Origin of the sequence: Pseudomonas sp. GOM7 (assembly GCF_026723825.1) — a bacterium.
In the GTDB taxonomy this organism is placed as follows: Bacteria; Pseudomonadota; Gammaproteobacteria; order Pseudomonadales; family Pseudomonadaceae; genus Aquipseudomonas.
Window position 1 is genome coordinate 2093688 of record NZ_CP113519.1, and the last position, 26980, is coordinate 2120667.

At 63.9% G+C, this 26980-nt stretch carries 29 protein-coding genes; 12 read left to right on the plus strand and 17 right to left on the minus strand.

Annotation, left to right across the window (positions count from 1 at the left end):
* Positions 1–30: 30 nt before the first annotated feature.
* From OU800_RS09470 to OU800_RS09485, 4 genes are all read right to left on the minus strand, one after another.
* Positions 31–363: a hypothetical protein gene (locus OU800_RS09470; RefSeq protein ID WP_268183210.1), complete on the minus strand. Its 333-nt coding sequence runs from the start codon at positions 361–363 to the stop codon at positions 31–33.
* Complete coding sequence (locus OU800_RS09475; RefSeq protein WP_268183212.1) at positions 360–719, minus strand: phage holin family protein; 360 nt, start codon at positions 717–719, stop codon at positions 360–362. The genes OU800_RS09470 and OU800_RS09475 overlap by 4 nt, the downstream gene beginning before the upstream one ends.
* Positions 720–728: 9 nt before the next feature.
* Complete coding sequence (locus OU800_RS09480; RefSeq protein WP_268183214.1) at positions 729–1043, minus strand: DUF883 family protein; 315 nt, start codon at positions 1041–1043, stop codon at positions 729–731.
* 178 nt (positions 1044–1221) lie between these two features.
* Positions 1222–1380: a hypothetical protein gene (locus OU800_RS09485; protein ID WP_268183215.1), complete on the minus strand. Its 159-nt coding sequence runs from the start codon at positions 1378–1380 to the stop codon at positions 1222–1224.
* Positions 1381–1400: 20 nt separating this feature from the next.
* On the opposite strand from OU800_RS09485, the gene OU800_RS09490 reads away from it, so the two are divergent.
* Positions 1401–2609, plus strand: coding sequence for an ammonium transporter (locus OU800_RS09490; protein WP_268183216.1), 1209 nt, complete (start codon positions 1401–1403; stop codon positions 2607–2609).
* 107 nt (positions 2610–2716) lie between these two features.
* On the opposite strand, the gene OU800_RS09495 is transcribed toward OU800_RS09490, so the two are convergent.
* From OU800_RS09495 to purM, 3 genes are read right to left on the minus strand one after another with little or no spacing between them, the layout of a single operon-like run.
* Positions 2717–3433, minus strand: coding sequence for a DUF3108 domain-containing protein (locus OU800_RS09495; protein ID WP_268183218.1), 717 nt, complete (start codon positions 3431–3433; stop codon positions 2717–2719).
* An 8-nt stretch (positions 3434–3441) separates the two neighbouring features.
* On the minus strand, positions 3442–4086 hold the full coding sequence (purN, locus tag OU800_RS09500; RefSeq protein WP_268183219.1) for a phosphoribosylglycinamide formyltransferase: 645 nt from the start codon (positions 4084–4086) through the stop codon (positions 3442–3444).
* Positions 4086–5144, minus strand: coding sequence for a phosphoribosylformylglycinamidine cyclo-ligase (gene purM / locus OU800_RS09505; protein ID WP_268183221.1), 1059 nt, complete (start codon positions 5142–5144; stop codon positions 4086–4088). The genes purN and purM overlap by 1 nt, the downstream gene beginning before the upstream one ends.
* A 244-nt stretch (positions 5145–5388) precedes the next feature.
* Between purM and OU800_RS09510 the strand changes: the two genes are divergently transcribed.
* The 3 genes from OU800_RS09510 to hda all read left to right on the plus strand — a co-directional run bounded on the left by OU800_RS09510 (position 5389) and on the right by hda (position 8315).
* Positions 5389–6456, plus strand: coding sequence for a DUF2066 domain-containing protein (locus tag OU800_RS09510; protein ID WP_268183224.1), 1068 nt, complete (start codon positions 5389–5391; stop codon positions 6454–6456).
* A 66-nt stretch (positions 6457–6522) separates the two neighbouring features.
* Positions 6523–7614: an AI-2E family transporter gene (locus tag OU800_RS09515; RefSeq protein ID WP_268183225.1), complete on the plus strand. Its 1092-nt coding sequence runs from the start codon at positions 6523–6525 to the stop codon at positions 7612–7614.
* Complete coding sequence (hda, locus tag OU800_RS09520; protein ID WP_268183226.1) at positions 7611–8315, plus strand: DnaA regulatory inactivator Hda; 705 nt, start codon at positions 7611–7613, stop codon at positions 8313–8315. The genes OU800_RS09515 and hda overlap by 4 nt, the downstream gene beginning before the upstream one ends.
* A 162-nt stretch (positions 8316–8477) precedes the next feature.
* Here hda and OU800_RS09525 read toward each other — a convergent pair whose 3' ends face one another.
* Genes OU800_RS09525 through arsC form a run of 3 tightly spaced genes read right to left on the minus strand, consistent with a single transcriptional unit; the run spans position 8478 to position 9833 of the window.
* Complete coding sequence (locus OU800_RS09525) at positions 8478–8885, minus strand: DUF2069 domain-containing protein (protein WP_268183228.1); 408 nt, start codon at positions 8883–8885, stop codon at positions 8478–8480.
* A gap of 1 nt (position 8886) precedes the next feature.
* Positions 8887–9483 carry an NAD(P)H:quinone oxidoreductase gene (gene wrbA, locus OU800_RS09530; RefSeq protein WP_268183231.1) on the minus strand — a complete coding sequence of 199 codons (597 nt, stop codon included), beginning with the start codon at positions 9481–9483 and terminating at the stop codon, positions 8887–8889.
* Positions 9480–9833, minus strand: a complete 354-nt coding sequence (gene arsC / locus OU800_RS09535) for an arsenate reductase (glutaredoxin) (protein ID WP_268183233.1) — start codon at positions 9831–9833, stop codon at positions 9480–9482. Before arsC ends, wrbA begins: the two co-directional genes overlap by 4 nt.
* A 200-nt stretch (positions 9834–10033) precedes the next feature.
* Between arsC and OU800_RS09540 the strand changes: the two genes are divergently transcribed.
* Positions 10034–11272: a virulence factor BrkB family protein gene (locus OU800_RS09540; RefSeq protein ID WP_268183235.1), complete on the plus strand. Its 1239-nt coding sequence runs from the start codon at positions 10034–10036 to the stop codon at positions 11270–11272.
* Here OU800_RS09540 and OU800_RS09545 read toward each other — a convergent pair.
* Positions 11269–12675: a PilZ domain-containing protein gene (locus tag OU800_RS09545; protein ID WP_268183237.1), complete on the minus strand. Its 1407-nt coding sequence runs from the start codon at positions 12673–12675 to the stop codon at positions 11269–11271. The genes OU800_RS09540 and OU800_RS09545 overlap by 4 nt on opposite strands.
* Before the next feature lie 30 nt (positions 12676–12705).
* Here OU800_RS09545 and OU800_RS09550 point away from each other — a divergent pair, with 30 nt between their 5' ends.
* Positions 12706–13173, plus strand: coding sequence for a TlpA disulfide reductase family protein (locus tag OU800_RS09550; protein WP_268183238.1), 468 nt, complete (start codon positions 12706–12708; stop codon positions 13171–13173).
* 4 nt (positions 13174–13177) lie between these two features.
* Here the strand turns inward: OU800_RS09550 and OU800_RS09555 are convergent, their stop codons facing one another.
* The 5 genes from OU800_RS09555 to napE form a co-directional block, all read right to left on the minus strand.
* Positions 13178–13774 (minus strand): cytochrome c3 family protein, encoded by a 597-nt coding sequence (locus OU800_RS09555; RefSeq protein ID WP_268183241.1) that lies wholly within the window; start codon positions 13772–13774, stop codon positions 13178–13180.
* Positions 13775–13928: 154 nt separating this feature from the next.
* Positions 13929–14414: a nitrate reductase cytochrome c-type subunit gene (locus OU800_RS09560; RefSeq protein WP_268183243.1), complete on the minus strand. Its 486-nt coding sequence runs from the start codon at positions 14412–14414 to the stop codon at positions 13929–13931.
* Positions 14415–14425: 11 nt separating this feature from the next.
* Positions 14426–16930, minus strand: coding sequence for a nitrate reductase catalytic subunit NapA (napA, locus tag OU800_RS09565; protein ID WP_268183245.1), 2505 nt, complete (start codon positions 16928–16930; stop codon positions 14426–14428).
* The gene (locus OU800_RS09570) at positions 16927–17187 is read right to left on the minus strand and encodes a chaperone NapD (RefSeq protein ID WP_268183247.1); all 261 of its coding nucleotides are present in this window, start codon (positions 17185–17187) and stop codon (positions 16927–16929) included. The genes napA and OU800_RS09570 overlap by 4 nt, the downstream gene beginning before the upstream one ends.
* A gap of 29 nt (positions 17188–17216) precedes the next feature.
* Positions 17217–17384: a periplasmic nitrate reductase, NapE protein gene (gene napE / locus OU800_RS09575; protein WP_268183249.1), complete on the minus strand. Its 168-nt coding sequence runs from the start codon at positions 17382–17384 to the stop codon at positions 17217–17219.
* A 215-nt stretch (positions 17385–17599) separates the two neighbouring features.
* Here napE and OU800_RS09580 point away from each other — a divergent pair, with 215 nt between their 5' ends.
* The 5 genes from OU800_RS09580 to OU800_RS09600 all read left to right on the plus strand — a co-directional run bounded on the left by OU800_RS09580 (position 17600) and on the right by OU800_RS09600 (position 23898).
* Positions 17600–18772: an MFS transporter gene (locus OU800_RS09580; protein WP_268183251.1), complete on the plus strand. Its 1173-nt coding sequence runs from the start codon at positions 17600–17602 to the stop codon at positions 18770–18772.
* A gap of 112 nt (positions 18773–18884) precedes the next feature.
* The gene (locus tag OU800_RS09585; RefSeq protein WP_268183253.1) at positions 18885–19490 is read left to right on the plus strand and encodes an outer membrane beta-barrel protein; all 606 of its coding nucleotides are present in this window, start codon (positions 18885–18887) and stop codon (positions 19488–19490) included.
* 73 nt (positions 19491–19563) lie between these two features.
* On the plus strand, positions 19564–20241 hold the full coding sequence (locus OU800_RS09590; protein ID WP_268183255.1) for a response regulator transcription factor: 678 nt from the start codon (positions 19564–19566) through the stop codon (positions 20239–20241).
* Positions 20238–21623 carry an ATP-binding protein gene (locus OU800_RS09595; protein WP_277372145.1) on the plus strand — a complete coding sequence of 462 codons (1386 nt, stop codon included), beginning with the start codon at positions 20238–20240 and terminating at the stop codon, positions 21621–21623. Before OU800_RS09590 ends, OU800_RS09595 begins: the two co-directional genes overlap by 4 nt.
* Before the next feature lie 79 nt (positions 21624–21702).
* On the plus strand, positions 21703–23898 hold the full coding sequence (locus OU800_RS09600) for an OsmC domain/YcaO domain-containing protein (RefSeq protein WP_268183258.1): 2196 nt from the start codon (positions 21703–21705) through the stop codon (positions 23896–23898).
* 3 nt (positions 23899–23901) lie between these two features.
* Here OU800_RS09600 and OU800_RS09605 read toward each other — a convergent pair whose 3' ends face one another.
* Positions 23902–24897 carry an AraC family transcriptional regulator gene (locus OU800_RS09605; RefSeq protein WP_268183260.1) on the minus strand — a complete coding sequence of 332 codons (996 nt, stop codon included), beginning with the start codon at positions 24895–24897 and terminating at the stop codon, positions 23902–23904.
* A gap of 329 nt (positions 24898–25226) precedes the next feature.
* Here OU800_RS09605 and OU800_RS09610 point away from each other — a divergent pair, with 329 nt between their 5' ends.
* On the plus strand, positions 25227–26558 hold the full coding sequence (locus OU800_RS09610) for a dicarboxylate/amino acid:cation symporter (RefSeq protein ID WP_268183262.1): 1332 nt from the start codon (positions 25227–25229) through the stop codon (positions 26556–26558).
* Positions 26559–26980: the final 422 nt, after the last annotated feature.

The following is a 26980-nucleotide window of genomic DNA, read 5'->3' on the forward strand; positions in this document are numbered from 1 at the left end:
GCGGCCAGGCGGCACATGAAAGGTAACCATTCAGTTATGGCGGGTGACCTCGCCGGATGCCGGGCGGGAGGCGCCACGCCGTCTGAGCAATGGCATCAGTATCAGGGCGATGCGCAGCCAGCGGCGCCAGCCACCTTTGCCCCTGAGCAGCACGGCGAACGCCAGGGCACCACCGGTGAGCCACAATGGTGCAGAGCCACTGCTGCGCAGGTGCATGCTCATGTCCCGCACCTGGCGCAGAGGCTGGGTGAGCAATAAGGCTTCATGGCGGATTTCCTGGCGGCGCATCTCCAGGCGCATGCGTAGCATGGCCTTGCGCATTTCGCGGCGTGAGCCGTGGCTGGGCAGGTTGGGCGGGTTCATGGCAGCAGTTGCTCGCGGTCTCGTTGCAGTTCTTCAAGGCTGGCGCTGAACGGTGCGGGCGCGCGTAGCAAGCTCGCCAGCAAGGCACTGGCGCTGAGCAGCAGACCCAGACCGTAGAACAGGCACAGGCCCGTGGCCACGGCCAGGCGGTGGCTGTCCCAGTAAACGATCAGCAGCAGTGCCGACAGGCCGATCAGCAGCAGCAGGGCGAAACCCAGGCACAGACCACCAAGCAGCAAAGCCCGTAGCGCCTGGCTGCGCTGTTCTTCGAGTTCATGACCGATCAGCTCCAGGTGGCCCTGCAGCCAGCCGAGCAGGGCGCCGCCGAGGCGGCGCGGTGAGGGGCTCTGACTCATGTCGCTGAATCAGCGCCGGCTTAGCAACAGGCCGATCAGCGCGCCAATGGCGGCTGCCAGACCCAGTGCCTGCCAGGGGTGCTTGTGCACGTATTCCTCGGTGCTGTCCACCGCCAGCTTACCCTGTTCGCGCAGGCTGCTTTCGGCATTCTTCAGGGTTTCACGCGCTCGCAGCAGGCTGTTGTGAATGTCTTCGCGCAGGTGGTCGGCCTGCTCGCCGGCCAGGCTGGCGGAGTGTTGCAGCAGTTTCTCGGTGTCGGTGACCAGCGCCTGGAACTCGTCGAGCAGGCTGTCTTGCGATGAAGTAGCAGTCTTGCGGGGCATCATGCGCATCCTCTGCGTGGTGAATGTATGAGGTCTGAGTCTTGTTGGCTCCGAGGGTTCAGTCAGATTAGCAAACTCCCGTACTGGTATATCGATTGCATTGTACTGGTGCGTGATGCGCTCGAAATGCCCTCTTGTGGGGCTGCTTCGGGTTGGCTCAGGATGGCCAGAAAAGATTTCAACCCATTGATAAATAAAAAATAAGTGCCTTTTCGGTGGAAGCGGGTAGTGCCAGTTTGGTGCCGACTGTCCGGGCTTTTTTTGGGCGTCGGTAGCTGGTCTGCCATTTGATGGTGCGTGATTGGCCCGTTTTGCTTTCATTTGGTGCTTTTTCCATTTTCGGAGCCCTCGTCTTAGATGGAAAACCTCAATAGTGCCGTTGCCACCCTGGTGCACGGTTCCAATACGCTGTTCATCCTGCTGGGCGCCATCATGGTTCTGGCCATGCACGCCGGTTTTGCCTTCCTCGAAGTGGGCACGGTGCGACAGAAGAATCAGGTCAATGCCCTGTCGAAAATCCTTTCGGACTTCGCCGTGTCGGCCCTGGCCTATTTCTTCATCGGCTACTGGGTGGCCTACGGCGTGACCTTCTTCGAGCCGGCCGCCGTGCTGACGGAAAATCATGGCTATGGCCTGGTGAAGTTCTTCTTCCTGTTGACCTTCGCTGCGGCCATCCCGGCGATCATTTCCGGCGGCATCGCCGAGCGTGCCAGGTTTGGCCCGCAGTTGTGCGCCACGGCGCTGATCGTCGCCTTCGTCTATCCCTTCTTCGAGGGCCTGATCTGGAACGGCAACCATGGCTTCCAGGCCTGGCTGGAGGCACGCTTTGGCGCCGGCTTCCATGATTTCGCCGGCTCGGTGGTGGTGCATGCGGTGGGTGGCTGGCTGGCGCTCGGCGCCGTGCTGCTGCTCGGCCAGCGCAATGGCCGCTACCGTGATGGGCGTCTGGTGGCGATGGCGCCCTCGAACATTCCCTTCCTGGCGCTGGGCTCGTGGATCCTGATCATCGGCTGGTTCGGCTTCAACGTGATGAGCGCGCAGAACCTGGAGAATATCAGCGGCCTGGTGGCGGTCAATTCGCTGATGGCGATGGTAGGCGGCACGGTGGCGGCCCTGCTGGTGGGGCGTAATGACCCCGGCTTTCTGCACAACGGCCCGCTGGCTGGGCTGGTGGCGGTGTGCGCCGGCTCCGATCTGATGCATCCGATCGGGGCTCTGGTGACCGGGCTTATCGCCGGTGCGCTGTTCGTCTGGGCTTTTACGGCCACTCAGGTGAAGTGGAAGATCGACGACGTGCTCGGCGTATGGCCGCTACATGGTCTGTGTGGCGTGTGGGGCGGTATTGCCTGCGGCATCTTCGCTCAGCCAGGTTTCGGCGGTCTGGGTGGCGTCAGCCTGGCCAGCCAACTGATCGGCACGCTGTTGGGGGTGCTGGTGGCGCTGGTCGGTGGTCTCGCCGTCTATGGGCTGATCAAGGTGACGCTAGGCATTCGCCTGGGGCAGGAAGAGGAGTTCAATGGCGCCGACCTGTCGATCCACAAGATCGGTGCTGTTAGCCACGATTGAGGGATGCACAAACAGGTAGGAGCGAATTCATTCGCGAGGGGCTGGCACGGTGCCTGGCCCCAATCGCGAATGAGTTCGCTCCTACAAGAAGGGCAAAAAACTAAGTCTCAGCCCTGGCGGCCTTCGACCGGCTTGCCGTTGACCGTGCCGTCCTTGAGCATGATCTGGTATTCCTTGCCGTCGGTTTCCACCTGGTGCAGGCGCACCAGCAGGTAGCCCCAGTCCTTGGCGAACCAGAGGATGGTCTTGCGGCTGCTCTGGGTGGGGTCGCGCACGCGCTCGACCTTGATGGCGTCGATCAGGCCGGCGCGGGTACGCACCACTTCCTCGCCGAGCACGCGAAAGTCGTAGGTCTCCACTTCGTCGCCATCGACCACCTGGTAACTCATGCTCTTCTTGCCGTCGGCCACGTCGAGCTGCAGGGCGATCTGGTAGCTGGACTTGTCCAGCAGGCCGCGGTTCAGGGGCAGGCGCACGGCGTTATCACGGTCGCTGCCGATCACCTGTTTCTGTTGCCAGTCGAAATCCAGTTCGATCTTCTTGCTCTTGCCCAGGCCGCTGCGGTCGAAACGGTAGCTATGGGGTAGCAGGGCGCCGTTGTCGAGGTTGAAGGTGCTCTGTTCGGACAGGCCGGCCACCAGCATCGACGCCTCGAAGTCGAGCTTCCAGCGCTCGCCATCGACCTTGGTGAGGCTGCGTTCGGCGCTGCCGCTGATCGGCAGTTGCTTCCAATCGGCGGTGTAGCTGGCAGAGAAGGGTTCCAGCTCTGCGGCCAAGGCCGGCAGGCTGAGCAGGGTCAGGGCGAACAACAGGGCACGACGCATAAAGTCTCCTAGGTTCGAATCAGGTGGCCGCTGGCGGGCAGCGGCTGGCCATCCAGCATTGCGCCTTGCGCGCCGAGACGCAAGCGGCCTTCGGCGAACCAGCGCACCGCCAGCGGATAGATACGGTGTTCTTGCTGGTGCACGCGGCTGGCCAGGCGCTCGGGCGTGTCGTCTGCCAGGATCGGCAGCACTGCCTGTACGACCAGGGGGCCACCATCGAGTTCCTCGGTGACGAAGTGCACGCTGCAGCCATGCTCTGCGTCGCCGGCCTCCAGCGCCCGCTGGTGGGTATGCAGGCCCTTGTGTCTGGGCAGCAGGGACGGGTGGATATTGAGCAGGCGCCCGCTGTAGTGCTTGACGAAGCCGGGCGAGAGGATGCGCATGAAGCCGGCCAGCACCACCAGGTCGGGCTGGTGGGCGTCGATGATCTCGATCAGCGCGGCATCGAAGGCTTCGCGCCCCTCGTACTGCTTGTGGTCGAGCACCTCGGTGGCGATGCCGGCCTGCTGCGCGCGCTGCAGGCCGTAGGCGTCGGCGCGGTTGGAAATCACCGCACCGATGCGTGCCGGGTTGTCGTCCTGGGTGCTGCTGTCGATCAGGGCCTGCAGATTACTGCCCGACCCGGAGATCAGGACGACGACATTGCACGGCATCAGTGGGTTTTCAGGTTGTTCAGTTGCACCTGGGCTGCGCCTTCGGCCGCCTCGTTGATCTGGCCGATGACCCAGGGTTGTTCGCCACTGGCACGCAGGCTGGCCAGAGCTGCTTCGACCTGATCCTGCGCCACGCAGATGACCATGCCGACGCCGCAGTTGAGCACGCGGTGCATCTCGTGCTCGTCGACGTTGCCCTGCTCCTGCAGCCAGTCGAACACCGCTGGGCGAGTCCAGCTAGCCACGTCGATCACCGCCTGGGCGCCTTCCGGCAGCACGCGCGGAATGTTGTCCAGCAGGCCGCCGCCAGTGATGTGGGCCATGGCCTTGACCGCGCCAGTGTCCTTGATCAGCTTGAGCAGCGGCTTGACGTAGATACGGGTCGGGGCCATCAACAGGTCGGCCAGGGCCTTGCCGCCCAGTTGCACCTGCTCGATGTCGGCACCGGAGACTTCGATGATCTTGCGGATCAGCGAGTAGCCGTTGGAGTGCGGGCCGGAGGAGGGCAGGGCGATCAGGGCGTCGCCAGTGACCACCTTGGAACCGTCGATGATCTCGCTCTTTTCCACCACGCCGACGCAGAAGCCGGCCAGGTCGTAGTCCTCGCCTTCGTACATGCCGGGCATTTCGGCGGTTTCACCACCGACCAGGGAGCAGCCAGCCAGTTCGCAGCCGGCGCCGATGCCGGTGACCACGGTGGCGGCCACGTCGACGTTGAGCTTGCCGGTGGCGTAGTAATCGAGGAAGAACAGCGGCTCGGCGCCACAGACCACCAGGTCGTTGACGCACATGGCCACCAGGTCCTGGCCGATGCTGTCGTGCTTGTTCAGGTTCAGCGCCAGGCGCAGCTTGGTGCCGACGCCGTCGGTGCCGGACACCAGTACCGGCTGCTTGTAACCGGCCGGGATCTCGCACAGGGCGCCGAAGCCACCCAGGCCACCCATGACTTCCGGACGGGCAGTGCGCTTGGCCACGCCTTTGATGCGTTCGACCAGGGCCTCACCGGCATCGATGTCGACGCCTGCGTCCTTGTAGCTGATGGAGGGTTGCTTGCTCATAGATCCGGGCCTTTGAATGGGGAGTTCGGGTAGCGCCGACGTGGCGCAGGCTCATGCTGAGGAGCCCGGCGCGCCTACCGGCTGGCGAAGGCGCGCGATTTTATCAGGCTTGCCCGGTAGCGGCCACTCACGCGCGTGCGCTTCGTCGCGCCTTGCATCGCCGGTTGCCCGGCCGCTGGCGGCTGTTTAAGGTATAGGCCCTCTGCACGGCCTTGCGCCGTCGTTCCTTCTGCGAGAGCCCACCATGCGTCCGTTCCTTCGCCCGCTGCTGTTTTGCCTGTCGTTGCTCTGCCTGCCCGCCTGGGCGGCCCCGGTCAGTGGCCTCTATCAGGTGCGTGAACCGGTTGCCGACCAGGAATCCGGCAGTCGCGACGAGGCCATGCAGCGTGCCTTGCAGACCCTGGTGCAACGCCTGACCGGCGATACCCAGGCGATACAGAATCCGGCCCTGGACGGGCTGCGCAAGGATCCGCAACAGATCGTCAGCCAGTTCGGCTACGAGGGTGATGCGCTGCTGGTGGATTTCGACCCGGCCAGCACCGAGCGTCTGTTGCGTGGTGCCGGACTGCCGCTGTGGGGTGCCAATCGCCCATTGATCCTGACCTGGTGGCTCAGCGACAGCAACGAGGAAAGCCAGCTAATTGGCGAGAGCCAGGCCGATGCCGGGCTGTTGCGCAATGCCGCGCAGCACCGTGGCCTGCCGGTGCGCCTACCCCTGGCCGATCTCAGTGAGCAACTGGTGGCCACTGCGGAGAATTTTGCCGCCAATGACCCGCAGGCCCTGCGCGATGCCTCCGAGCGCTATGGCGCCGATGCGCTGCTGGCGGTGGTCGCCCGTCAGGCCGATGGCAAGTGGCAGGCACAATGGCGCCTGTGGCTGGGCGATGAGCGTGAGCAGGGCAGTGCCGAGGCTGCCGATCAGGCAACATTGGCCGATGCGGTGATGCTGGCGGTCAATCAGCGCCTGGCGCCGCGTTTCGTGGTCAAGCCGGGGGCGGCGCAGAGCCTGACGCTGGTGCTCGAGGGCGCTGACCTGAGCCGCTTCGCTGCCGTCGAGCGCCTGCTCGAGCCCTTCGCGCCGCGCCTGCTGGCCGTCGACGGCAAGCGCCTGACCTATCAGGTCAACGCCAGTGCCGAGCAGTTGCGTGCGCAGTTGGCCCTGGGGCAGTTGCAGGAAATGCCGGCCCCTGCACCTAATGCTGAAACGGCAGCCAATAATGAGGCGCCTGCTGCTTCCGGCGATGCCCAGGCTGCCAGTGGGCCGGCGCCAGCGCAGCCTGCAGCGTCCAACGCCCTGTATTTCCGTTGGTAAACTGCAACGCTGCGGCCAACCAGGCCGCAGTGTGCACCTGGCATTGCGCAAACCGAGGAAGCGAGCATGACCGACTCCAATCGCTGGCTATGGATGGCTGGGCTGTTTCTGCTCGGCTGGTTGCTGTACCTGCTTCACCCGATTCTTTCGCCCTTTCTGGTGGGCATCTTGCTGGCCTATCTGGGTGACCCCCTGGTAGACCGCCTGGAGCGCCATCGCCTGTCGCGCACTGGCGGTGTGGTGGTGGTCTTCGCCTTGTTCTCCCTGGCCTTGCTGATCCTGTTGCTGGTACTGGTACCGATGCTCGGCCGGCAACTGGTGAGCCTGTATCAACTGATGCCGCAAATGCTCGACTGGCTGCAGGGCACGGCCTTGCCCTGGTCGCAGTCGCACCTGGGCCTGAACCACGATCTGCTGCAGCTCGACCAGCTCAAGCAGGTGTTTTCCGACAATCTCGGCAAGACCACCGACGTGCTCAGAACGGTGCTGGCGCAGGCCACGTCTTCCAGCCTGGCGCTGTTGGCCTGGCTGGGTAACCTGTTGTTGATTCCGGTGGTCAGCTTCTACCTGATGCGCGACTGGGATCTGCTGGTCGAGCGCATGCGCCGCCTGCTGCCCCGTCAGCGCGAAGGGCTGGTGGTCAAGCTGGTGGGCGAATGTCACGAGGTGCTTGGCGCCTTCCTGCGCGGGCAGTTGCTGGTGATGCTGGCGCTGAGCGTCATCTATGCCGTCGGCCTGATGTTGGTGGGGCTGGAGCTGGGCCTGCTGATCGGTCTGTTGGCTGGCCTGGCGAGCATCGTGCCGTACATGGGCTTCATCGTCGGCATCGGCGCGGCGCTGGTGGCGGCGCTGTTCCAGTTCGGTCTCGACCCCTATCCGCTGCTGGGCATCGGTGCGGTGTTTATGGTCGGGCAGATGCTCGAAGGCATGCTGCTGACCCCGCTGCTGGTGGGCGATCGTATCGGCCTGCACCCGGTGGCGGTAATCTTCGCCATCCTCGCTGGCGGTCAGCTGTTCGGCTTTACCGGCGTGCTGCTGGCCCTGCCAGTGGCGGCGGTGATCATGGTGCTGCTGCGCCATGCTCATGATTTGTATAAACTTTCCGGCCTTTACGGAGAGTCCAACAGCGGTTCCGATGAGCCGCCGAGCCCTGCATGAAACCTATCCAGCTACCTCTGGGGGTGCGTCTGCGCGACGACGCTACCTTCGCCAACTACTACCCCGGTGCCAACGCCGCAGCGCTCGGTTATGTCGAGCGCCTGTGCGAGGCCGATGCCGGCTGGACGGAAAGCCTGATCTACCTCTGGGGCGCCGAAGGTGTCGGCCGCAGCCACCTGCTGCAGGCGGCCTGCCTGCGTTTCGAGCAGCGTGGCGAGGCTGTGGTGTACCTGCCGTTGGGTGAGGTGGTGCAGCACGGCCCGGAACTGCTCGACAATCTGGAGCAGTGCGAGCTGGTCTGCCTCGACGATCTGGACGCGATTGCCGGGCGCAGTGATTGGGAAGAGGGTCTGTTCCACCTGTTCAACCGCCTGCGTGACAGTGGCCGACGTCTGCTGCTGGCCGGCACCATGTCGCCGCGCGAATTGCCGATCCAGTTGCCCGACCTCAAGTCGCGGCTGACCCTGGCGCTGGTGTTCCAGTTGCACGAGCTGTCCGACGAAGACAAGTTGCGCGCCCTGCAACTGCGTGCTTCGCGCCGTGGCCTGCAGATGAGCGACGAGGTTGGGCGCTTCATCCTCACCCGTGGCGAGCGCGGCATGAGCGCGCTGTTCGAGCTGCTCGAACGCCTCGACCAGGCCTCGCTGCAAGCCCAGCGCAAGCTGACCATTCCCTTTCTCAAGGAAACCCTGGGCTGGTAGGAGGCGAGCTGCAAGCCGCAAGCTACAAGCAAGAGCGTAGCCCGGATGCAATCCGGGAGGCTTCCCGCACCATCCCCGGATTTCATCCGGGCTACGGGCCTGCAAAACGCAAGTCAGAGGGGGTGAGCGCTCCTTCTTGTGGCTTGGAGCTTGAAGCTGCTTTTATTCCCCTGCCAATTTGCGGTCGTACTGGAAGCGCCAGCGGGTGTAGAGCAGGGCGCAGCAGAACAGGTTGAAGCTGATCAGCGCCTCCAGTACGCCGAACAGGGCGCGTTGCGGGTCAATGGCGGCAAGCACGCCCTGGATGAAGTAGATGTTGACCACGAAGCAGGTCCAGGCATGCGCGCGAGCGCTGCCCATGATCAGACCGGGTGCCAGCAGGGCCAGGGGGATTAGCTGGATGGCCAGCACCACGCCGATGCGAGCGCCATGGAGGTCGGCGAAGGCCAGGTTCCAGACCAGCAGCAGGGCCACCAGAGTGACGAAGCTGAACAGGCTCAGGGCGCGGCTCAGCTTCATGCGTGGTTCCAGCCATTGCAGGTTGGGCAGAGGTTTCTTGGCGCGGGCCACGTCAGTTCTCCAGCTTCTGCGCAAGGCGCGCCAGGCGGCTGCCGAGGGCGCGGCAGAGAGCAGTTTCCTGTTCGTCCAGGCCGCGTTTGCCGTCGCCGCCGGCATGGTGGCTGGGCCCATAGGGCGTGCCGCCGCCCTGGGTCTGCAGCAGGGCCGATTCGCTGTAGGGCAGGCCGCACAGCAGCATGCCGTGGTGCAGCAACGGCAGCATCATCGACAGCAGGGTGCTCTCCTGGCCGCCGTGCAGGCTGGCGGTGGAGGTGAACACGCCAGCCGGCTTGCCCACCAGTTCGCCGGTCAGCCACAGGTTGCTGGTGCCGTCGAGGAAGTACTTCAGCGGCGCGGCCATGTTGCCGAAGCGGGTCGGGCTGCCCAGGGCCAGGCCGGCACAGTTCTTCAGGTCGTCCAGGCTGACGTAGGGGGCGCCTGCCTCGGGCACGGCTGGCGCTACGGCTTCGCATTCGCTGGACACCGCCGGCACCGTGCGCAGGCGGGCTTCCAGGCCGGCCAGTTCGACGCCACGGGCGATCTGCGTGGCCATCTGGGCGGTGGCACCGTGGCGGCTGTAGTAGAGCACCAGAATGTAGGGCGTGCTCATGCCAGCAGCTCCAATACCTTTTCCGGCGGCCGGCCGATCACCGCCTTGTCGCCGGCGACCAGAATCGGGCGTTCGATCAGTTTCGGCTGCTGCACCATGGCCTCGATCAGTTGCGCGTCGCTCAGGCTGGTATCGGCCAGGCCCAGAGCCTTGTACTCGTCCTCGCCACTGCGCAGTAGCTGGCGGGCACTGATGCCCAGCTTGCCGAGCAGGTCGCGCAGTTCGGCTGCGCTCGGCGGGGTTTCCAGGTAGCGCACGACTTTCGGTTGCAGGCCGCGGGCTTCGAGCAGTTCCAGCGCGCCGCGGGATTTCGAGCAGCGCGGGTTGTGATAGAGCGTCAGGTCGGTCATGGTGAGCTGTATTCGTCTTCAGGTGGCCGCTATTCTAACCGCCTCCGGCATGGATAGGCGAAACCCCCTGCATGAGGCCGTGCGACCTTTTCACGCGGCCGGTGGTCTGTTCAGATTCAGCGTTCAGGCAATCGGCCTGCCCGGGCGCCCAGGCAATCCAAGCGGCGACGAGCCGAGCAATGCAGCTTTGAGGAGAGGGCATGCGCTATCGACTGCGCGATTGGTGGGAGTTCTGGCGTGGCCTGTTGCAGCGCTTCTTCGAGGATCGTGGCACCAGCAGCGCGGCGGCCTTGACCTATACCACCCTGTTCGCCGTGGTGCCGATGATGACCGTGACCTTTGCCATGCTCTCGGCGGTACCGGCCTTCCAGGGCGTGGGCGAAGAGATCCAGTCCTTCATCTTCCACAACTTCGTGCCCTCCACCGGCGAGACGGTGCAGGAGTACCTGCGTGAGTTCACCGGCCAGGCCAAGCAACTGACCTGGATCGGCGTGGTGTTGCTGGCGGTCACAGCCTTCCTCATGTTGGTGACCATCGAGAAGACCTTCAATGCCATCTGGCGCGTGCGTCAGCCACGCCGTGGCATGTCCAGCTTCCTGCTGTACTGGGCGATCCTCAGTCTCGGGCCGATCCTGCTCGGTGCCGGGTTCGCCATCAGCACCTACATCACGTCGTTGTCGCTGATCTCCGGCCCGGATGCGGTGCTCGGTGCCAAGACCCTGCTGCGCTTCATGCCGCTGCTGTCGAGCGTGGCGGCCTTCACCCTGCTCTATGCTGCCGTGCCCAACACCCGTGTTCCGGTGCGCCATGCCCTGCTGGGCGGGGTGTTCGCCGCCGTGCTGTTCGAGATCGCCAAGGCCCTGTTCGGCCTCTACGTGCGGCTGTTTCCCGGTTATCAACTGATCTATGGCGCCTTCGCCACGGTGCCGCTGTTCTTGCTGTGGATCTATCTGTCGTGGCTGATCGTGCTGCTGGGCGCCGAGCTGGTGTGCAGCCTGTCGCTGCCCAAGCAATGGCGCCGCCGCCCCTTGCCGCGCATGTTGGTATTGCTGGGCATCCTGCGCCTGCTGCTGGCGCGCCAGCAGCATGGTCAGGCGCTGCACTATCGGGGCCTGCAAGGGGCGGGCTGGCGCATGCCTGAGGACGAGTGGAGCGAGGTGATGGATTTTCTCGAGCAGGAGCAACTGGCCTGCCGTGCCAGTGGTGGTGGTTGGGTGCTGTGTCGTGACCTGCATTATTTCAGCCTGCAGCAACTGCTGACGCGCAGCCCCTGGCCGTTGCCGAACCTGCAGCAGTTGCCGCAACAGCTCGAGGAGCCCTGGTTCCCGGCCATGCGCCAGGCGCTGGAAACCCTGCAGGCGCAGCAGGATGAGCTGTTCGCAAGCAACCTGGCGGACTGGCTATTGGCGCGACCATCCGAGCCGCGGGCCTCGGCTTAATTCAGATGCAGGGGGTGACGCGCCACGTTGGTGGTCGCCAGGTTGCTCGCAGGTAGCTGCACGATGGCCTGGTTGTGCACGTTGGCCAGTTGCAGCCAGAGGTGCTCGCCCTCGACGAACTGCCCCAGCGCCAGCCACAGGCCGTGATGCCAGCCGGAGCCGGGAGCTGGCGTGCTCTGCAGGACGCCAGGGTGCGTCTGCGCGCTGGGTGCGCGACGCAGCCAGACCGGCCGTGGCAGACCCTTGAGGTAGCGCATGCCCAGGTGCAGACCTTCGCCATTGACATGGCGCCAGCGTACCAGGGCCAGAGTCGGCGTGGTTTCGGTGAGCAGCAGCACCAATTGCCCGACCACCATCTGCAGGCCCTCGTTGGCGTTGCACAGCAGACGTGCGCCGCCGGCACCGGCGTCGAGTAGATGGGCCGTAGTGCGCGGCGGCCGTTGCTCAAGCAGGTGTGCATGGATGGCGGCCAGGCCGATCACCAGGCTGCACTGACCGTCCAGTTCGGCACGGGCGTGACGGCGTTGGCGCTGCCCCAGCCAGTGGGGTTGCACGCGTTCGAGCAGCTCATGCTCCTGCGCGCTCTGCAGGGGTGCGGGTTCCTGCAGGGCGACCAGCAGGGCACCCAGCTCGAGGCGGCGCAGCGTTTGCGTCGGCCCTTGCGGACGTTGCTCGAAGCCCAGGCAGGGTTTGCCGATGCTGAGATCCAGCAGCGCCCCTTCGCTGTCGTCGTCTTCGTCCCAGGGCTGCAGGCGCGCCAGCTCGGCATAGGGCGACAGGGCGGCGAACAGGGTCAGGCATTCACCTTCGGCCAGTTGGAAGGGGTCGCTCAGCGCCAGCAGCAGGCACTGTTGGTACAGGCCGCGCAGGCTGCTGGCCGGCCGGGGCTGGAAGGCAGCGGCGATGGGTTCGTCCAGACACTGCTGGTGTTCGCCGATCCAGTACAGCAGGTGGCTGTCGCGCCACAGTGAGTCTGGCGGCTGCTGGTAGAGCTGGTAGCTGCGCAACAGGTGCTGGGCGAGATAGTGCTGTGCCATGTACAGGCACCAGGCCAGGTGGGGCAGGGACGGCTGGCGGCCCTGGAGAATCTGCAGCAACAGGCGCTTGAAGCCGATCGCCAGTTCGTTGCACAGGCGCAGGAGCAGCGCGCTGGGTGGGCCGGCAGCGTCGCTCAGGGCAGCGTAATGGCGGAACTCATCGCTGAAGTTTTGCAGCGCACGTTGTCTTTCCAGTAAGGTCAGCGCGCTGCGGTTGAGGTTGAACAGCAGGCTCAGTAGCTGTTGCAGTGCGTTGCCCAGATCCTGCCGGCGCGCGCTGGCGAGCTGTCCGACCAGATCCGCCGGCACGACGCCGTGCTCTTCGCGCAGTTCTGGTACTTCCAGGCGCAGGGTGTCCAGCGTCATATCAACACCGGGTAGACGAGGATCGAGTGCATGGGCTTACAGCTCCGCAATGCGGTAGTAGGGATTTTGGCCGGTCTGCTGCTGGTTGGTTGCAGCGAGGATTTCGGCCTCGATCAGCATGGGCAGAAGGTACCGGCTGAGCGTCTGGATGGCCAGTGGCTGGTCATCAATTATTGGGCCGAATGGTGCGCGCCGTGCCGCACCGAAATTCCCCAGCTCAATGCGCTGTCCAAGGCGCTCGAGACACAGTCGGCGAAAGTCATCGGGGTCAACTTCGATGGCTTGCAGGGCGAGGATCTCAAGCGTGCCGCCGATGCCTTCGATATCCAGTTCACCGTGCTGGCACAGGATCCGGCGCCGCGTTTCGCCTTGCCGCACAATGATGTGCTGCCGGTGACCTATATCGTCGATGATCAGGGCAAGCTGCGTGAGCGCCTGGTGGGCGAGCAGACCTCGGCTGGCCTGCAGACGCATCTGCAGCGCCTGCGCGGCCAATAGGCTCCTACCAGCCCGGCACGCCGCTCATGTCCGGCAGATGGTGAGCAATGCCCTTGTGACAATCGATGCAGGTGGCTTCACCGCTGGCCAATGCACTGGAGTGCATCTGTCGGGCGCGCGGGCTCTGCTTGGTGAAGTCCATGTAGTCGAAGTTGTGGCAGTTGCGGCATTCCAGCGAGTCGTTGGCCTTGAGCCTGGCCCACTCGTGCTCGGCCAGTTCGCGGCGTTTTGCCAGGAACTTGTCGCGGCTGTCGATGGTGCCGAAGATCTTGCCCCAGACCTCCTTGGAAGCCTGCATCTTGCGCGCGATCTTGTCCGTCCACTGGTGCGGTACATGGCAGTCCGGGCAGGTGGCGCGCACCCCGGAGCGGTTGCTGTAGTGAATGGTGTCCTGCAGCTCCACATAGACGTTGTCGCGCATCTCATGGCAGGAGATGCAGAATTGCTCGGTGTTGGTGGCCTCCAGCGCGGTGTTGAAGCCGCCCCAGAAGATGATCCCGGCGATGAAACCGCCGAGTGTGAGAAAGCCCAGGCTGTAATGCACGCTCGGGCGACGCAGGATGCCCCAGTATTCCTTGAGCAGGGTAATTAACGACTTCATTGGGCCTCCTCACGGCTTGTGAATAAATCTACTGCGCTCGGCATCTCGCATTTCGGCTGTGCTCGCAATGCTCATGTATTTCAATACACTCCGCTTGCTGCGCGCAGGCGAAACGCGATCTGCCTTCGCTCGCGACGATTTCTTCATAAGCCTCTCAGGGTTTCGCCGTGCCGGCTGCTTCGTCTTCGAGCAGGTGGTCGATATTGCGGAAGCTGTTGCCGACCAGGGGTTTGACCTCCTGCTGGGTGACATGGCACTGGGTGCAGAAGTAGCGCCGCGGTGAAACCGCCGCCAGGGCCTGGCCGTCACGGTCCATGTAATGGGTAATGCTGATCATCGGCGCCTGGCTGCGGGCACTGCCGGCCCGGCTGTGACAGGTCAGGCACTTGTTGCCGTTGGCGTCCACCTGGTAGCCGCGAATGCTGTGCGGGATGGTCGGTGGCTGTTCCGGGTAGTTGCGCTCGCGGCGCAGGTCTTTGTTCTCTTCGTTGCCCAGCACCGGTGCCGGTAGTGTCTGACTGAGGGTGCCGCCGGGGCGGCGACCGTCCGGCGCCGGGGCGTCGAGTGGGTAATTGAGCTCACCGGCGATGGCCAGGCCGAAGGCGGCGAGCAGTAGCAGGGGCAGGAAACGCAGGCTCATGACGGCTCTCCTCAGGCCAGGCTGACCAGTTCGATCTTCACCGCACACTTCTTGTAATCGGTCTGCTTGGAGATCGGATCGGTGGCGTCCAGGGTGACCTTGTTGATCAGCTTGTTGGCGTCGAAGAAGGGCACGAAGACCAGGCCGCGTGGCGGCTTGTTGCGCCCACGGGTTTCGATGCGGGCGCGGATCTCGCCGCGTCGGCTGATCACCCTGACCTCGCTGCCGCGCCGCGCCTTGAGCGCCTTGGCGTCGTCCGGATGCATGTACACCAGGGCATCAGGCACCGCGCCGTGCAGTTCTTCGACACGCTGGGTCATGCTGCCGGTGTGCCAGTGCTCCAGTACGCGGCCGGTGCTGAGCCAGAACGGGAAGTCGGCATCCGGCGCCTCGGCTGGCGGCTCGTAGGGCAGGGCGAAGATCAGCGCGCGCTTGTCCGGGTAACCGTAGAACTGTACACCGCTGCCTTTTTCCACGTAGGGGTCGAGCCCTTCGCGGTAGCGCCAGCGCGTCTCCTTGCCATCGACCACCGGCCAGCGCAGGCCGCGCTCGGCGTGATAGCGGTCGAAGGGCGCCAGGTCATGGCCATGGCCGCGGCCGAACTGAGCGTATTCCTCGAACAGCCCTTTCTGCAGGTAGAAGCCGAATGCTTCGGCCTCGTCGTTGGCGTAACCGGCCTCGATCTGCTCGCTGGGGAACTGGTCGACCTGGCCATTGGCGAACAGCACTTGGTAGAGCGTCTTGCCCTTGTAGTCCGGGGCCTTGGCCAGCAGCTCGGCGGGCCAGATCTCGTCGGTGGTGAAGCGCTTGGAGAATTCCACCAGTTGCCAGAGGTCGGACTTGGCCTCGCCCGGCGCCTTCACCAACTGGTGCCAGAACTGCGTGCGGCGCTCGGCGTTGCCGTAGGCGCCTTCCTTCTCCACCCACATGGCGCTGGGTAGGATCAGGTCGGCGGCCTGGGCCGAGACGGTGGGATAGACGTCGGAGACGATGACGAAAGCCTGCGGGTTGCGCCAGCCCGGCAGCACTTCCTGCATCACATTAGGGCCGGCCTGCATGTTGTTGCTGACCTGCGTCCAGTAGACCTTGAGCACGCCGTCCTTGAGCTTGCGGCTCTGCTCCACGGCATGAAAGCCCGGTTTTTCCTGAATGGTGCCGGGCGGCAGCTTCCAGATCTTCTCGGCGGTTTCGCGGTGTTTGGGATTGGCCACCAGCAGATCGGCGGGCAGGCGGTGGGAGAAGGTGCCCACCTCGCGTGCGGTGCCGCAGGCCGAGGGTTGGCCGGTCAGCGAGAAGGGGCTGTTGCCCGGCTCGCTGATCTTGCCGGTGAGCAGGTGGATGTTATAGATCAGGTTGTTGGCCCAGACGCCTCGTGTGTGCTGGTTGAAACCCATGGTCCAGAATGACACCACCTTGCGCTTGGGGTCGGCGTACAGTTCGGCCAGGGCCTTGAGGCGCTCGGGCGCCACGCCGCTTTCCTTGGCGGTGCGCTCCAGGGTGTAGGGCTTGACGAAGGCGGCGAACTGCTCGAAGGACATGTCTTCCCAGGTGTTGGCCTTGGCCGCGTTCTTGGCCTGCATTTCCAGCGGGTTGTCGGCGCGCAGGCCGTAGCCGATGTCGTCAGCGCCGCGGGCGAACTTGGTGTGCTTGCCGACGAACTCCTTGTTCACCGCGCCACTTTCGATGATGTGGTTGGCGATGTAGTTGAGGATCAGCAGATCGGTCTGCGGTTTGAATACCAGCGGGATGTCGGCCAGATCGAAGCTGCGGTGCTCGAAGGTGGAAAGCACGGCGACCTTGGTGTTCGGATGGCTGAGGCGGCGATCGGTGACCCGGCTCCAGAGGATCGGGTGCATCTCGGCCATGTTCGAGCCCCACAGCACAAAGGCATCGGCGGCCTCGATGTCGTCGTAGCAACCCATCGGCTCGTCCATGCCGAAGGTGCGCATGAAGCCCATCACCGCTGAGGCCATGCAGTGCCGCGCGTTGGGGTCGATGTTGTTGCTGCGCAGGCCGGCCTTCATTAGCTTGTTGGCGGCATAGCCTTCCCACACCGTCCACTGGCCGGAGCCGAACATGCCGACGGCCTCCGGGCCGTGTTCGGCGATGGCCTGCTTGATCTTCTGCGCCATGATGTCGAAGGCCTGATCCCAGCTCACCGGCTGGAATTCACCCTGCTTGTCGTACACACCGTTCTTCATGCGCAGCAGCGGCTGGGTGAGGCGGTCGATCCCGTACATGATCTTCGACAGGAAGTAGCCCTTGACGCAGTTCAGGCCGCGGTTGACCTCGGCCTTGACGTCGCCATGGGTGGCCACCACGCGGTTGTCGCGGGTGGCCACCATCACGCTGCAGCCGGTGCCGCAGAAGCGGCAGGGCGCCTTGTTCCAGTCCAGGCGGGTCATGTCCGCCTCGGTGATCAGGTTGCTGGCAGTGCTGACGAACGGCAGGCCGGCCGCCGCTGCGGCAATGGCAGCGGCGTTGGCTTTGGCGAATTCACGGCGGGTTAGCTTCATTCTGAGTCTCCTTCTGGCTCGAGGAGTTCGTGGTAAACCAGGGCTGCATTGAGCACGCCCGGCAACGCGTTGATCTGTTCGATATGCGCGAGGATGTGGCGCTCGTGCTCGGTCTCCAGCACCACCACCAGCTTGCCCTGAGGGCTTTCCTGGTGCAGTTCGACGCCGTCGAGCTGGCGCAGGTTGGCCTTCACCGCGCCAAGCAGTTCGGGGCGTACGTGTACCAGCAGGCTGGCGATATGCAGGGGGGCGGCCATGTTCCGTGGCTCCGTCTGGTGAGGAACGATCAGGTGGGTGGGCCAGGCGGCCCCAGCAGCATCTGCATGAACCAGATGATGAATCCGTAGCCGCCGACCAAGGCGACCGAAAGAAGGGGGAACAGGCAGACGACGAGAAAGATGAACAGGCGGGTTTCCTTGCCTTTCGTGGCTTGGCTCTCAGGCGTGCTATCCATTCGCTTGGCTCCAGTGCGTTCCCTATCTCAGGCTAGACCCTAGCCTTAGTAAGGGCAAAGTCCGTTGAGCTGGATCAAGGGAGGGGAGATCAGGCCAGGTGCATGAGGGCGCGTTCGGAATTATCGATAGCGTGCTAATATTCTTACGCATTCCATTCATTAGGCGGCGTCGATTCAGCGCGCACCCGCATCATGCTTCGTGAGTTTTTTCGTTCATGTCTACTGCCCATCTGACTCGTGGCAGCGCGGCTTACCGGCGCGCCACTCTGGCGCTGTTCTGCGCCGGTTTCGCCACCTTCGCCATGCTCTACTGCGTTCAACCCTTGCTGCCATTGCTGGCCGCGCACTTTCGCGTGTCGGCAGCCAGCAGCAGCCTGGCACTGTCGCTGACGACCCTCAGCCTGGCGCTGTGCCTGCTGGTCTCCGGTGCGTTGGCCGAGAGCTGGGGGCGCAAGCCGGTAATGGTGGCGGCGCTGGGCCTGGCGGCGTTGCTGGGGATCGCCTGCGCGCTGGTGGAGCAGTGGCACAGCCTGCTGATCCTGCGCGCGCTGCTGGGGCTGGCACTGAGCGGTCTGCCGGCGTTGGCCATGGCCTATGTCGGTGAGGAGTTCGACCCGCAGTCCCTGCCCGCGGCAATGGGCCTGTACATCGGTGGCACGGCCCTGGGCGGCTTGCTCGGCCGTCTGCTGGCCGGTCTGCTCAGTGATATCGGCGGCTGGCCCTGGGCGCTGGGCGGTATCGCCGGGCTGGGCCTGTTGGCGCTGGGCCTGTTCGTCTGGTTGCTGCCGCCATCGCGGCATTTCACCGCGCAGCCACTGTCGCCCCGTGGCTTGCTGCGCAACTTCGCCCTGCACCTGGGCAATCCGCGTCTGCGGCGGTTGTTCGCCCTGGCGTTCCTGCTGATGGGCGGCTTTGTCGCGCTGTTCAACTACGTAGGCTTTCGCCTGGCCGGCGCGCCCTTCAATCTTTCGGCGACGGTGATCGGCCTGCTGTTCGTGGTCTATCTGCTGGGTATCTTCAGCGCCGGTTGGGCCGGGCGGCTGGTGCCGCGCTTCGGCGCGCGCCAGGTGATGCTCGGCAGCATCGCCCTGATGCTGCTGGGCGTGGCGCTGTGCGCGACGCCCTGGCTGAGTGCGGCCGTGGCCGGGCTGGCGCTGTTCACCCTGGGGTTCTTCGCTGCCCATGCGGTGGCCAGCGGACAGGTCGGTGTCCATGCGCAGGGGGCCAAGGCGCAGGCTTCGGCGCTGTACCTGTGCGCTTATTACCTGGGGTCGAGCCTGGTGGGGTATCTGGGTGGTTATGTCTGGGAGCATGCCGGTTGGCTGGCATTGCTGGCCGTTCTCGCCTCCCTGTTTCTGCTGGCAGCGGCTCTGGTGCGACGTTTATAGGTCGTTCGCTGCCCATTCAGTGCAGGTTCAAGGAGGGTTCAGCAGGGATTCAGTAGTCTTCGCACAGACTCGTTGGCGAGTTGATCGCAACTGCAACGAGAGGAACGATTCGATGAAAGTCATACTGAACCGTATCGCACTGACCACTTGCCTGGCGCTGGGCGCTACCGCTGCCAAGGCCGATGACAATTTCCTCGGCCTGACCTGGGGGCAGACCGACAACAACATCCAGAAGTCCAATGCGCTGAATGCCAACCTGGACGACCCCAAGCTCGACAAGGTGATCGATGGCACCGGCACCTGGGGCGTGCGTATTGGCCAGCAGCAGGGCGATGGTCGCTACTACCTCAGCTACGAGAATTTTTCCGATAGCCATAGTGGCTACAAGCTGCGCCAGCAGAACCTGCTGGGAAGCTACGACCTGTTCTTGCCGCTGGGTGACAACGGCACCAAGCTGTTCGGCGGCCTGAGCGGCGGGTTGGTCAAGCTGGAACAGGAGAGCCGGGGCTTCTCCCGTGACAGCGATATCGGCCTGGCAGCCGGTTTGCAAGCGGGTGTGGTGCAGGAACTGGGCAGCAATACGTCGATCGAAGGCGGATATCGTTATCTGCGTACCAATGCCAGCACCGAGATGGCGCCGCATGGTGCGGGCAAGGCCGGTTCGCTGGATCTGCACAGCAGCTCGCAGTTCTACCTCGGTGCCAACTACGCCTTCTGACGGCGGACTGCGATTCACGGGCCGGGCGTATACCCGGCCTTCGTATAACTGAAAAGAGGAGGGAACACGGATCATGAAATTGTTGGTGGTGGAGGATGAGGCCCTGTTGCGTCACCACCTGTTCACTCGTCTCAGTGAAAACGGCCATGTGGTCGATGCCGTGCGTACCGCCGAGGAGGCCTTGTACCGCGCGGACAACTTCAATCACGACCTGGCCCTGGTTGATCTCGGCCTGCCGGGCATGAGTGGCATCGACCTGATTCGCCAGTTGCGCAGCCAGGACAAGCACTTCCCGATCCTTATCCTCACCGCGCGCGGCAACTGGCAGGACAAGGTGGAAGGTCTGTCCTGTGGTGCCGACGATTATCTGGTCAAACCCTTCCAGTTCGAGGAGCTGGAAGCGCGCCTGAACGCCTTGCTGCGGCGCTCGTCGGGGTTCACCAAGTCGACCATCGAAACCGGCGATCTGGTGCTGGATCTCAACCGCAAGCAGGCCACGGTCGGTGAGCAATCGTTGCAACTGACGGCCTACGAATACCGCATCCTCGAATACCTGATGCTCCATCACCAGCAGGTGATCGCCAAGGAACGCCTGATGGAACAGCTCTATCCCGGCGACGAGGAACGTGACCCGAACGTCATCGAGGTGCTTGTCGGGCGGCTGCGGCGCAAGCTCGAGACAGCATTGGAGAGCAAACCGATCGAGACTGTGCGCGGCCAGGGGTACATGTTCAACGAGCGCTGCAAGTGAGGCACGCTCGCATCATCCTGCGCCGTCTGCGTGCCCGTCTCGGTTCGCTGCGCCTGCGCCTGATGCTCGGCACGGCGGCTCTGGCGGTGCTGTTCATGCTGCTGTTGCTGCCGGTGCTGCAGGGGGTGTTTCTCAGCGCCCTGGAGCAGACCGTGGAAAAGCGTCTGGCCTCCGATGCCGCCGCACTGATCTCGGCCGCGCGCATCGAGGACGGCCAGTTGCATATGCCGGACAAGATGCCAGACGAGGAATTCGACAACCTCGACTCGCATCTGCTGGGCTTCATCTTCGATCGCGACGGCAATCTGATCTGGCGCTCGCGCTCTTCCCTGTACGAGCTGGTGCGTTACCTGCCGCGCTATGATGGGCATGGTCATGAGTTCGTGCGTATCCACGACGACCACAACGGCCAGGAGTATTTCGTCTACGACATCGAAGTGGATCTGCTGCGCGGCGATGAAACGGCGCTGAGTATCGTCACCATGCAGCCGACGCGCGAGTACCAGAGTCTGTTCGATGGCTTCGCCTGGAAGTTGCGTCTGTGGCTGGGCCTGGCCCTGATGGTGTTGCTGGGGCTGCTGTGGTTCGGTCTGACCTGGGGCTTCCGTAGTCTGCGCGGCCTCAGTGACGAACTCGATGGCGTCGAGGCCGGTACCCGTCAGCGCCTGAGCGATGAGCATCCGCGCGAACTGCTGCGCCTGACCAGCTCCCTCAACCGCCTGCTCGACAGCGAACGGCGTCAGCGCGAACGCTACCGTGACTCTCTGGAGGATCTTGCCCATAGCCTGAAAACGCCCCTCAGCGTGTTGCAAGGCATCGGCGAGACGCTCACCGCGCAGCCGGAGAACCGCGAGCAGGCGCAACTGATGCAGGCGCAGATCGAACGCATGAGCCAGCAGGTCGGCTATCAGTTGCAGCGCGCCAGCCTGCGCCGCAGTGGCCTGGTGCGTCATCGCGAGCAGGTCTGGCCGCTGCTCGACGGCCTGTGTCGCTCGCTCGCCAAGGTGTATCGCGACAAGCAGGTCGAGGCCACCCTCGACGTGCCCGAGCACAGCCAGATCACCATGGAGCGTGGAGCATTGATGGAGCTGCTCGGCAATCTGCTGGAGAACGCCTACCGGCTCTGCCTGCATCAGGTGCGGGTACGCCTGGAGCCACTGGCGGACGGTTGTCTGCTGACCATCGAAGATGATGGCCCTGGCGTGCCAGCCGACCAGCGCGCACGCGTGTTGCAGCGTGGCGAGCGCCTGGATGTGCAGAATCCGGGGCAGGGCATCGGCCTGGCGGTGGTCGAGGACATCGTCGAAAGCTACGACGGCGAACTGAGCCTGGAGGATTCCGAACTCGGCGGGGCCTGCTTCCGCGTGCGTCTGTACGACTGAAGCCGCGGGGCGAGACATCCGGGGCAAAACCCGGATAATGGCGGGCTGATCGTCCCACCCGCTATTCTGGTAAGCCCCCATGGAAATCAAGGTCAACTTTCTCGACAACCTTCGACTTGAAGCCAAGTTCGATGACTTCACCGTGGTGGCCGACCAACCCATCCGCTACAAGGGCGACGGCTCGGCGCCGGGGCCGTTCGACTACTTCCTGGCCTCCTCGGCGTTGTGCGCGGCGTACTTCGTCAAGCTGTACTGCCAGACGCGCGACATCCCCACCGAGCACATCCGCCTGTCGCAGAACAACATCGTCGACCCGGAGAACCGCTACGCGCAGATCTTCAAGATCCAGGTCGAGCTGCCGGCGGACATTTCCGAGAAGGATCGCTTAGGGATTCTGCGCTCCATCGACCGCTGCACCGTGAAGAAGGTGGTGCAACAGGGCCCCGAGTTCATCATCGAGGAGGTGGAGAACCTCGACGCCGACGCCCAGGCGCTGCTGATGCCGGTAGCCGATACCACCACTTACATTGCCGGCAAGGATCTGCCGCTGGAACAGACCATCGCCAACATGTCGGGCATCCTCGCCGAGCTGGGGATGAAGATCGAGATCGCCTCCTGGCGCAACATCGTGCCCAACGTCTGGTCGCTGCATATCCGCGACGCGCAGTCGAATCTGTGCTTCACCAATGGCAAGGGCGCGACCAAGGAGGCCGCGCTGGCCTCGGCTCTGGGCGAGTTCATCGAGCGGTTGAACTGCAACTTCTTCTACAACGACCAGTTCTGGGGCGAGGACATCGCCAATGCCGCGTTCGTCCACTACCCCAACGAGCGCTGGTTCAAGCCGGGGCCGAAGGATGCGCTGCCCGAGGAAATTCTCGACGAGCACTGCCGAGCCATCTACAACCCGGACGGCGAGCTGCGCGGCTCGCACCTGTACGACACCAACTCCGGCAACACCCTGCGCGGCATCTGCTCGCTGCCGTTCGTGCGCCAGAGCGATGGCGAGACGGTGTATTTCCCCTCCAACCTGATCGAAAATCTGTATCTCTCCAACGGCATGAGCGCCGGCAATACCCTGGCCGAGGCCCAGGTGCAGTGCCTGTCGGAAATCTTCGAGCGAGCGGTCAAGCGCGAGATCCTCGAGAACGAGCTGTGCCTGCCGGACGTGCCGCAGGCCGTACTGGCCAAGTACCCGGCCATCCTCGCCGGCATCCAGGGCCTGGAGGAGCAAGGCTTCCCGGTGCTGGTGAAGGACGCTTCGCTCGGCGGCGAATTCCCGGTGATGTGCGTGACCCTGATGAACCCGCGCACCGGCGGCGTGTTCGCTTCCTTCGGCGCGCACCCGAGCTTCGAGGTGGCGCTGGAGCGCAGCCTTACCGAGCTGCTGCAGGGGCGCAGCTTCGAGGGCCTCAACGACCTGCCGCAACCCACCTTCGACAGCCTGGCGCTGACCGAGCCGAACAACTTCGTCGAGCACTTCATCGATTCCAGCGGTGTGGTGTCCTGGCGCTTCTTCGGCGCCACACCGGACTTCGAGTTCGTCGAATGGGACTTCTCCGGCGAGGGGGCCGACTCCAACGAGCAGGAAGCCGCGACCCTGTTCGGCATCCTTGAAGCGATGGGCAAGGAAGTCTACGTGGCCACCTATGACGACCTCGGCGCCAACGCTTGCCGCATCCTGGTGCCGGGTTACTCGGAGATCTACCCGGTCGAGGACCTGATCTGGGACAACACCAACAAGGCGCTGCTGTTCCGCAAGGACATCCTCAACCTGCACGCCCTGAGCGACCGCGAGCTGAAGTCGCTGCTGCGTAACCTGAACAACACCGAGGTCGATGACTACACCGACATCACCACGCTGATCGGCGTCGAGTTCGACGACAACACGGTCTGGGGCCAGCTCACCATCCTCGAGCTGAAGCTGTTGATCAACCTGGCGCTGAAGAAATACGACGACGCCAAGGAGCTGGTCGAGGCCTTCCTGCAGTACAACGACAACACCGTCGAGCGCGGCCTGTTCTATCAGGCGGTCAACGCCGTGCTGGAGATTCAGCTGGACGACGAGCTGGAGTTGGCCAACTACGAGCACAACCTGCGGCGCATGTTCGGCAACGAGCGCATGGACGCGGTGATCGGCTCGGTGGACGGCAGCGTGCGCTTCCATGGCCTGACCCCGACCAGCATGCAGCTCGAAGGCCTGGACAAGCACCTGCGCCTGATCGATAGCTACAAGAAACTGCACGCGGCCCGTGCGCGCGCGGCAGGTTTGAGCTGATCGCTACTGGGCGGCCCGGTAGGCGCCGGGCGTCAGTCCCGTCCATTTCTTGAAGGCGCGGTGGAACGCCGAGGGTTCGGAAAAACCGAGCTGCTCGGCGATGATCTCGATGGTCATTTCGTTGCGACCCAGGTAATAGATGGCCAGATCGCGGCGCAGATGATCCTTGAGCTCCTGAAAGCTGCTGCCTTCCTCACGCAGATGCCGGCGCAGGGTCTGCGGGCTGGTGTGCAACTGCTGGGCGACCCGCTCCAGATCCGGCCAGGTGCGGCAATCGCGGCCGAGCAGACGGCGGATCTGGCTGATCAGGCTGGCGCCACCATCGGGGCGGGCCAGCAGGTCGGCGGGGGAGTGCAGGAGAAACTGCTTGAGGGTGCGCTCGTCCTGTAGCAGGGGCATGTCCAGGTAGCGGGCATGAAACAGCAGGCTGTTGCCCCCAGCGGCAAAGCGCCGGGGGCAGGGGAACAGCAGGTCGTACTCGGCGGCATGGGCCGGCTCCGCATGGGCGAAGGTGGCTTCTTCCAGGCGGATGCGCTGGCCGATCAACCAACTGCCCAGGCGGTGCCAGATCACCAGCAGGCTTTCCAGCAGGAAGTGATCCGGATCCCACAGCGCGCTGTCGTCCACGCTCAGGCGCGCCCAGTCGCCCTCACGCTGCAGACGAATGCGTGGTGCTTCGGGAAACAGGCCATAGAACAGCACGCCGCGGTTCAGCGCCTTTTCCAGCGTGCGGCAATGGATGATGGCGTGCCCCATCATGGCAAAGGTGCCGCGCTTGCTCGGCAGCCTGCCGAAGCCCAGGTACTCGTCGTCGAGGGCTTCCCAGAGCAACTGCACCAGGCGGGCGAACTGTTCGGGGGCGATACGCGCGCGCGGCTGCTGGAGGATTGCCGACTGGATGCCGGCCTGGCGCAGCAGGTCGTCGCAGGGCTGGCCATGACGCTGCGCTCCGCGCAAAGCGGCCTGGACGAAGTGGCTGGCGATGGTGCGTTCGCGCATGGAGGGTTCAGCCTTTTTGCTGGCGATGGTAGCCAGTCCCGCGCCTGCTGAACAAGCACGCCGAGCGGTGGGATATCCGCCAGGCTGGTGCAGGGCGCGTGCGGGAAACCGCCAGGCGTATCCTTGCGTTAGCAGAGTTTATGCTTCTCAACTCATTGAAATTGAAGGTTTTTAATATTTTGTAACCTGTGGCATGGCGTTTGCGATGGCTGCGTACAAGGGCGCGCGAGGCGCACCTGGACAATAAATCCCTCCAGAAGGAGGGGCATCGTTTATGCAAAGCCCCCTGGCGTGTTGCGGATGCTGCCATGGGGCGTCGAGGTATTGCCATGATCACTGCCGTCAACCGTCAACCCTTCTACAAGGTGCTCTACGTACAGGTGCTGTTTGCCATCGCCGTGGGTATCTTGCTCGGCCACTTCTATCCGGAAACCGGTGTTGCGTTGAAGCCGCTCGGCGACGGTTTCGTCAAACTGATCAAAATGGTCATTGCCCCCATCATCTTCTGCACCGTGGTCAGCGGCATCGCTGGTATGCAGGACATGAAGGCGGTCGGCCGTACCGGCGGCTATGCGTTGATGTACTTCGAGGTGGTGTCCACCATCGCTCTGATGGTGGGGTTGTTGGTGGTCAACATCGCTCAGCCGGGCGCCGGCATGCATGTCGACCCGAGCACCCTGGACGCCAGCAAGATCGCTGCCTTCGCCACGGCGGGCGAGCAGCAGAGCACCATCGGCTTTTTGCTCAACGTCATCCCCAACACCGTGGTCGGCGCCTTCGCCAATGGCGACATCCTCCAGGTACTGTTCTTCTCCGTGCTCTTCGCCTTCGCTCTGCAGCGCATGGGGGATTTCGGCAAGCCGGTGCTGGAGTTCATCGACCGCATCGCCCACGTCATGTTCGGCATCATCAACATGATCATGAAGCTGGCGCCGCTCGGTGCCTTCGGCGCCATGGCCTTCACCATCGGTCAGTACGGCGTGGGTTCGCTGGTGCAACTGGGGCAGTTGATGATGTGCTTCTACATCACCTGCCTGTTCTTCGTGCTGGTGGTGCTGGGCGGCATCGCCCGGGCCCATGGCTTCAGCATCCTGCGCTTCATCCGTTATATCCGCGAGGAACTGATGATCGTGCTCGGTACTTCGTCCTCCGAGTCGGCGCTGCCGCGCATGCTGAGCAAGATGGAAAAGCTCGGGGCGAACAAGTCGGTGGTCGGCCTGGTGATTCCCACCGGCTACTCCTTCAACCTCGACGGCACCTCCATCTACCTGACCATGGCCGCGGTGTTCATCGCCCAGGCCACCGACACGCCGATGGACATCACCCACCAGATCACCCTGCTGCTGGTACTGCTGGTGGCCTCCAAGGGTGCGGCTGGGGTGACCGGCAGCGGTTTCATCGTGCTCGCCGCCACCCTGTCTGCCGTCGGCCACCTGCCGGTCGCCGGCCTGGCGCTGATCCTCGGCATCGACCGCTTCATGTCCGAAGCCCGGGCCCTGACCAACCTGGTGGGCAATGGCGTGGCCACCATCGTGGTCGCCAAGTGGTGCAAGGAGCTGGATGAGGACACGCTGCAGCGTGAGCTGGCATCCGATGGCAGGCCCGATATGGTCGAGGCACCTGCCGTACCGGCAGCTCCGGCCAATCGCGAGCTGGCTTGACCTTCTTGAGGTGTCACCCTCGGCCCGCCTTTATGGCGGGCTTTTTGAGGGGCTTCGGGTAGGTCTGAGGGCTTGATACCGGACTGGCAATACGGTGTGAGTGCTCGGTGGTTTTCGGTGTTCAAGCTGCTTATAGGTGTTTAGCTGACGTCTCTCGTTTCGCCCTCCCGGGCGAGTCACTTTGCGGGCAAAGTAACCAAAACCCTCCGCCCGATCATCCGGCCCTCGCTGCGCGAGGGTTCGCTCACTCCATCGCCGCTCCAGAGGCCCGCCACGGTGGGCCATCCCTGGCCCATCGCGGCTCTCGCGACATCCATGTCGCTCGACCTCTTCCACGACGATTCCGCTCACCCTCCTGGGCGGGCTCTGCACGCGCCTGAACCTGCGGTAACCCAGAATTAGCGTGGAGTGCTTGAACATGG

Excerpts from the sequence above, each read along its gene's own strand:
- OU800_RS09470 (WP_268183210.1), bottom strand. The coding sequence starts at position 363 with ATGAACCCGCCCAACCTGCCCAGCCACGGCTCACGCCGCGAAATGCGC.
- OU800_RS09475 (WP_268183212.1), bottom strand. The coding sequence starts at position 719 with ATGAGTCAGAGCCCCTCACCGCGCCGCCTCGGCGGCGCCCTGCTCGGC.
- OU800_RS09480 (WP_268183214.1), bottom strand. The coding sequence starts at position 1,043 with ATGCCCCGCAAGACTGCTACTTCATCGCAAGACAGCCTGCTCGACGAG.
- OU800_RS09485 (WP_268183215.1), bottom strand. The coding sequence starts at position 1,380 with ATGGAAAAAGCACCAAATGAAAGCAAAACGGGCCAATCACGCACCATC.
- OU800_RS09490 (WP_268183216.1), top strand. The coding sequence starts at position 1,401 with ATGGAAAACCTCAATAGTGCCGTTGCCACCCTGGTGCACGGTTCCAAT.
- OU800_RS09495 (WP_268183218.1), bottom strand. The coding sequence starts at position 3,433 with ATGCGTCGTGCCCTGTTGTTCGCCCTGACCCTGCTCAGCCTGCCGGCC.
- purN (WP_268183219.1), bottom strand. The coding sequence starts at position 4,086 with ATGCCGTGCAATGTCGTCGTCCTGATCTCCGGGTCGGGCAGTAATCTG.
- purM (WP_268183221.1), bottom strand. The coding sequence starts at position 5,144 with ATGAGCAAGCAACCCTCCATCAGCTACAAGGACGCAGGCGTCGACATC.
- OU800_RS09510 (WP_268183224.1), top strand. The coding sequence starts at position 5,389 with ATGCGTCCGTTCCTTCGCCCGCTGCTGTTTTGCCTGTCGTTGCTCTGC.
- OU800_RS09515 (WP_268183225.1), top strand. The coding sequence starts at position 6,523 with ATGACCGACTCCAATCGCTGGCTATGGATGGCTGGGCTGTTTCTGCTC.
- hda (WP_268183226.1), top strand. The coding sequence starts at position 7,611 with ATGAAACCTATCCAGCTACCTCTGGGGGTGCGTCTGCGCGACGACGCT.
- wrbA (WP_268183231.1), bottom strand. The coding sequence starts at position 9,483 with ATGAGCACGCCCTACATTCTGGTGCTCTACTACAGCCGCCACGGTGCC.
- arsC (WP_268183233.1), bottom strand. The coding sequence starts at position 9,833 with ATGACCGACCTGACGCTCTATCACAACCCGCGCTGCTCGAAATCCCGC.
- OU800_RS09540 (WP_268183235.1), top strand. The coding sequence starts at position 10,034 with ATGCGCTATCGACTGCGCGATTGGTGGGAGTTCTGGCGTGGCCTGTTG.
- OU800_RS09545 (WP_268183237.1), bottom strand. The coding sequence starts at position 12,675 with ATGACGCTGGACACCCTGCGCCTGGAAGTACCAGAACTGCGCGAAGAG.
- OU800_RS09550 (WP_268183238.1), top strand. The coding sequence starts at position 12,706 with ATGGGCTTACAGCTCCGCAATGCGGTAGTAGGGATTTTGGCCGGTCTG.
- OU800_RS09555 (WP_268183241.1), bottom strand. The coding sequence starts at position 13,774 with ATGAAGTCGTTAATTACCCTGCTCAAGGAATACTGGGGCATCCTGCGT.
- OU800_RS09560 (WP_268183243.1), bottom strand. The coding sequence starts at position 14,414 with ATGAGCCTGCGTTTCCTGCCCCTGCTACTGCTCGCCGCCTTCGGCCTG.
- napA (WP_268183245.1), bottom strand. The coding sequence starts at position 16,930 with ATGAAGCTAACCCGCCGTGAATTCGCCAAAGCCAACGCCGCTGCCATT.
- OU800_RS09570 (WP_268183247.1), bottom strand. The coding sequence starts at position 17,187 with ATGGCCGCCCCCCTGCATATCGCCAGCCTGCTGGTACACGTACGCCCC.
- napE (WP_268183249.1), bottom strand. The coding sequence starts at position 17,384 with ATGGATAGCACGCCTGAGAGCCAAGCCACGAAAGGCAAGGAAACCCGC.
- OU800_RS09580 (WP_268183251.1), top strand. The coding sequence starts at position 17,600 with ATGTCTACTGCCCATCTGACTCGTGGCAGCGCGGCTTACCGGCGCGCC.
- OU800_RS09585 (WP_268183253.1), top strand. The coding sequence starts at position 18,885 with ATGAAAGTCATACTGAACCGTATCGCACTGACCACTTGCCTGGCGCTG.
- OU800_RS09590 (WP_268183255.1), top strand. The coding sequence starts at position 19,564 with ATGAAATTGTTGGTGGTGGAGGATGAGGCCCTGTTGCGTCACCACCTG.
- OU800_RS09600 (WP_268183258.1), top strand. The coding sequence starts at position 21,703 with ATGGAAATCAAGGTCAACTTTCTCGACAACCTTCGACTTGAAGCCAAG.
- OU800_RS09605 (WP_268183260.1), bottom strand. The coding sequence starts at position 24,897 with ATGCGCGAACGCACCATCGCCAGCCACTTCGTCCAGGCCGCTTTGCGC.
- OU800_RS09610 (WP_268183262.1), top strand. The coding sequence starts at position 25,227 with ATGATCACTGCCGTCAACCGTCAACCCTTCTACAAGGTGCTCTACGTA.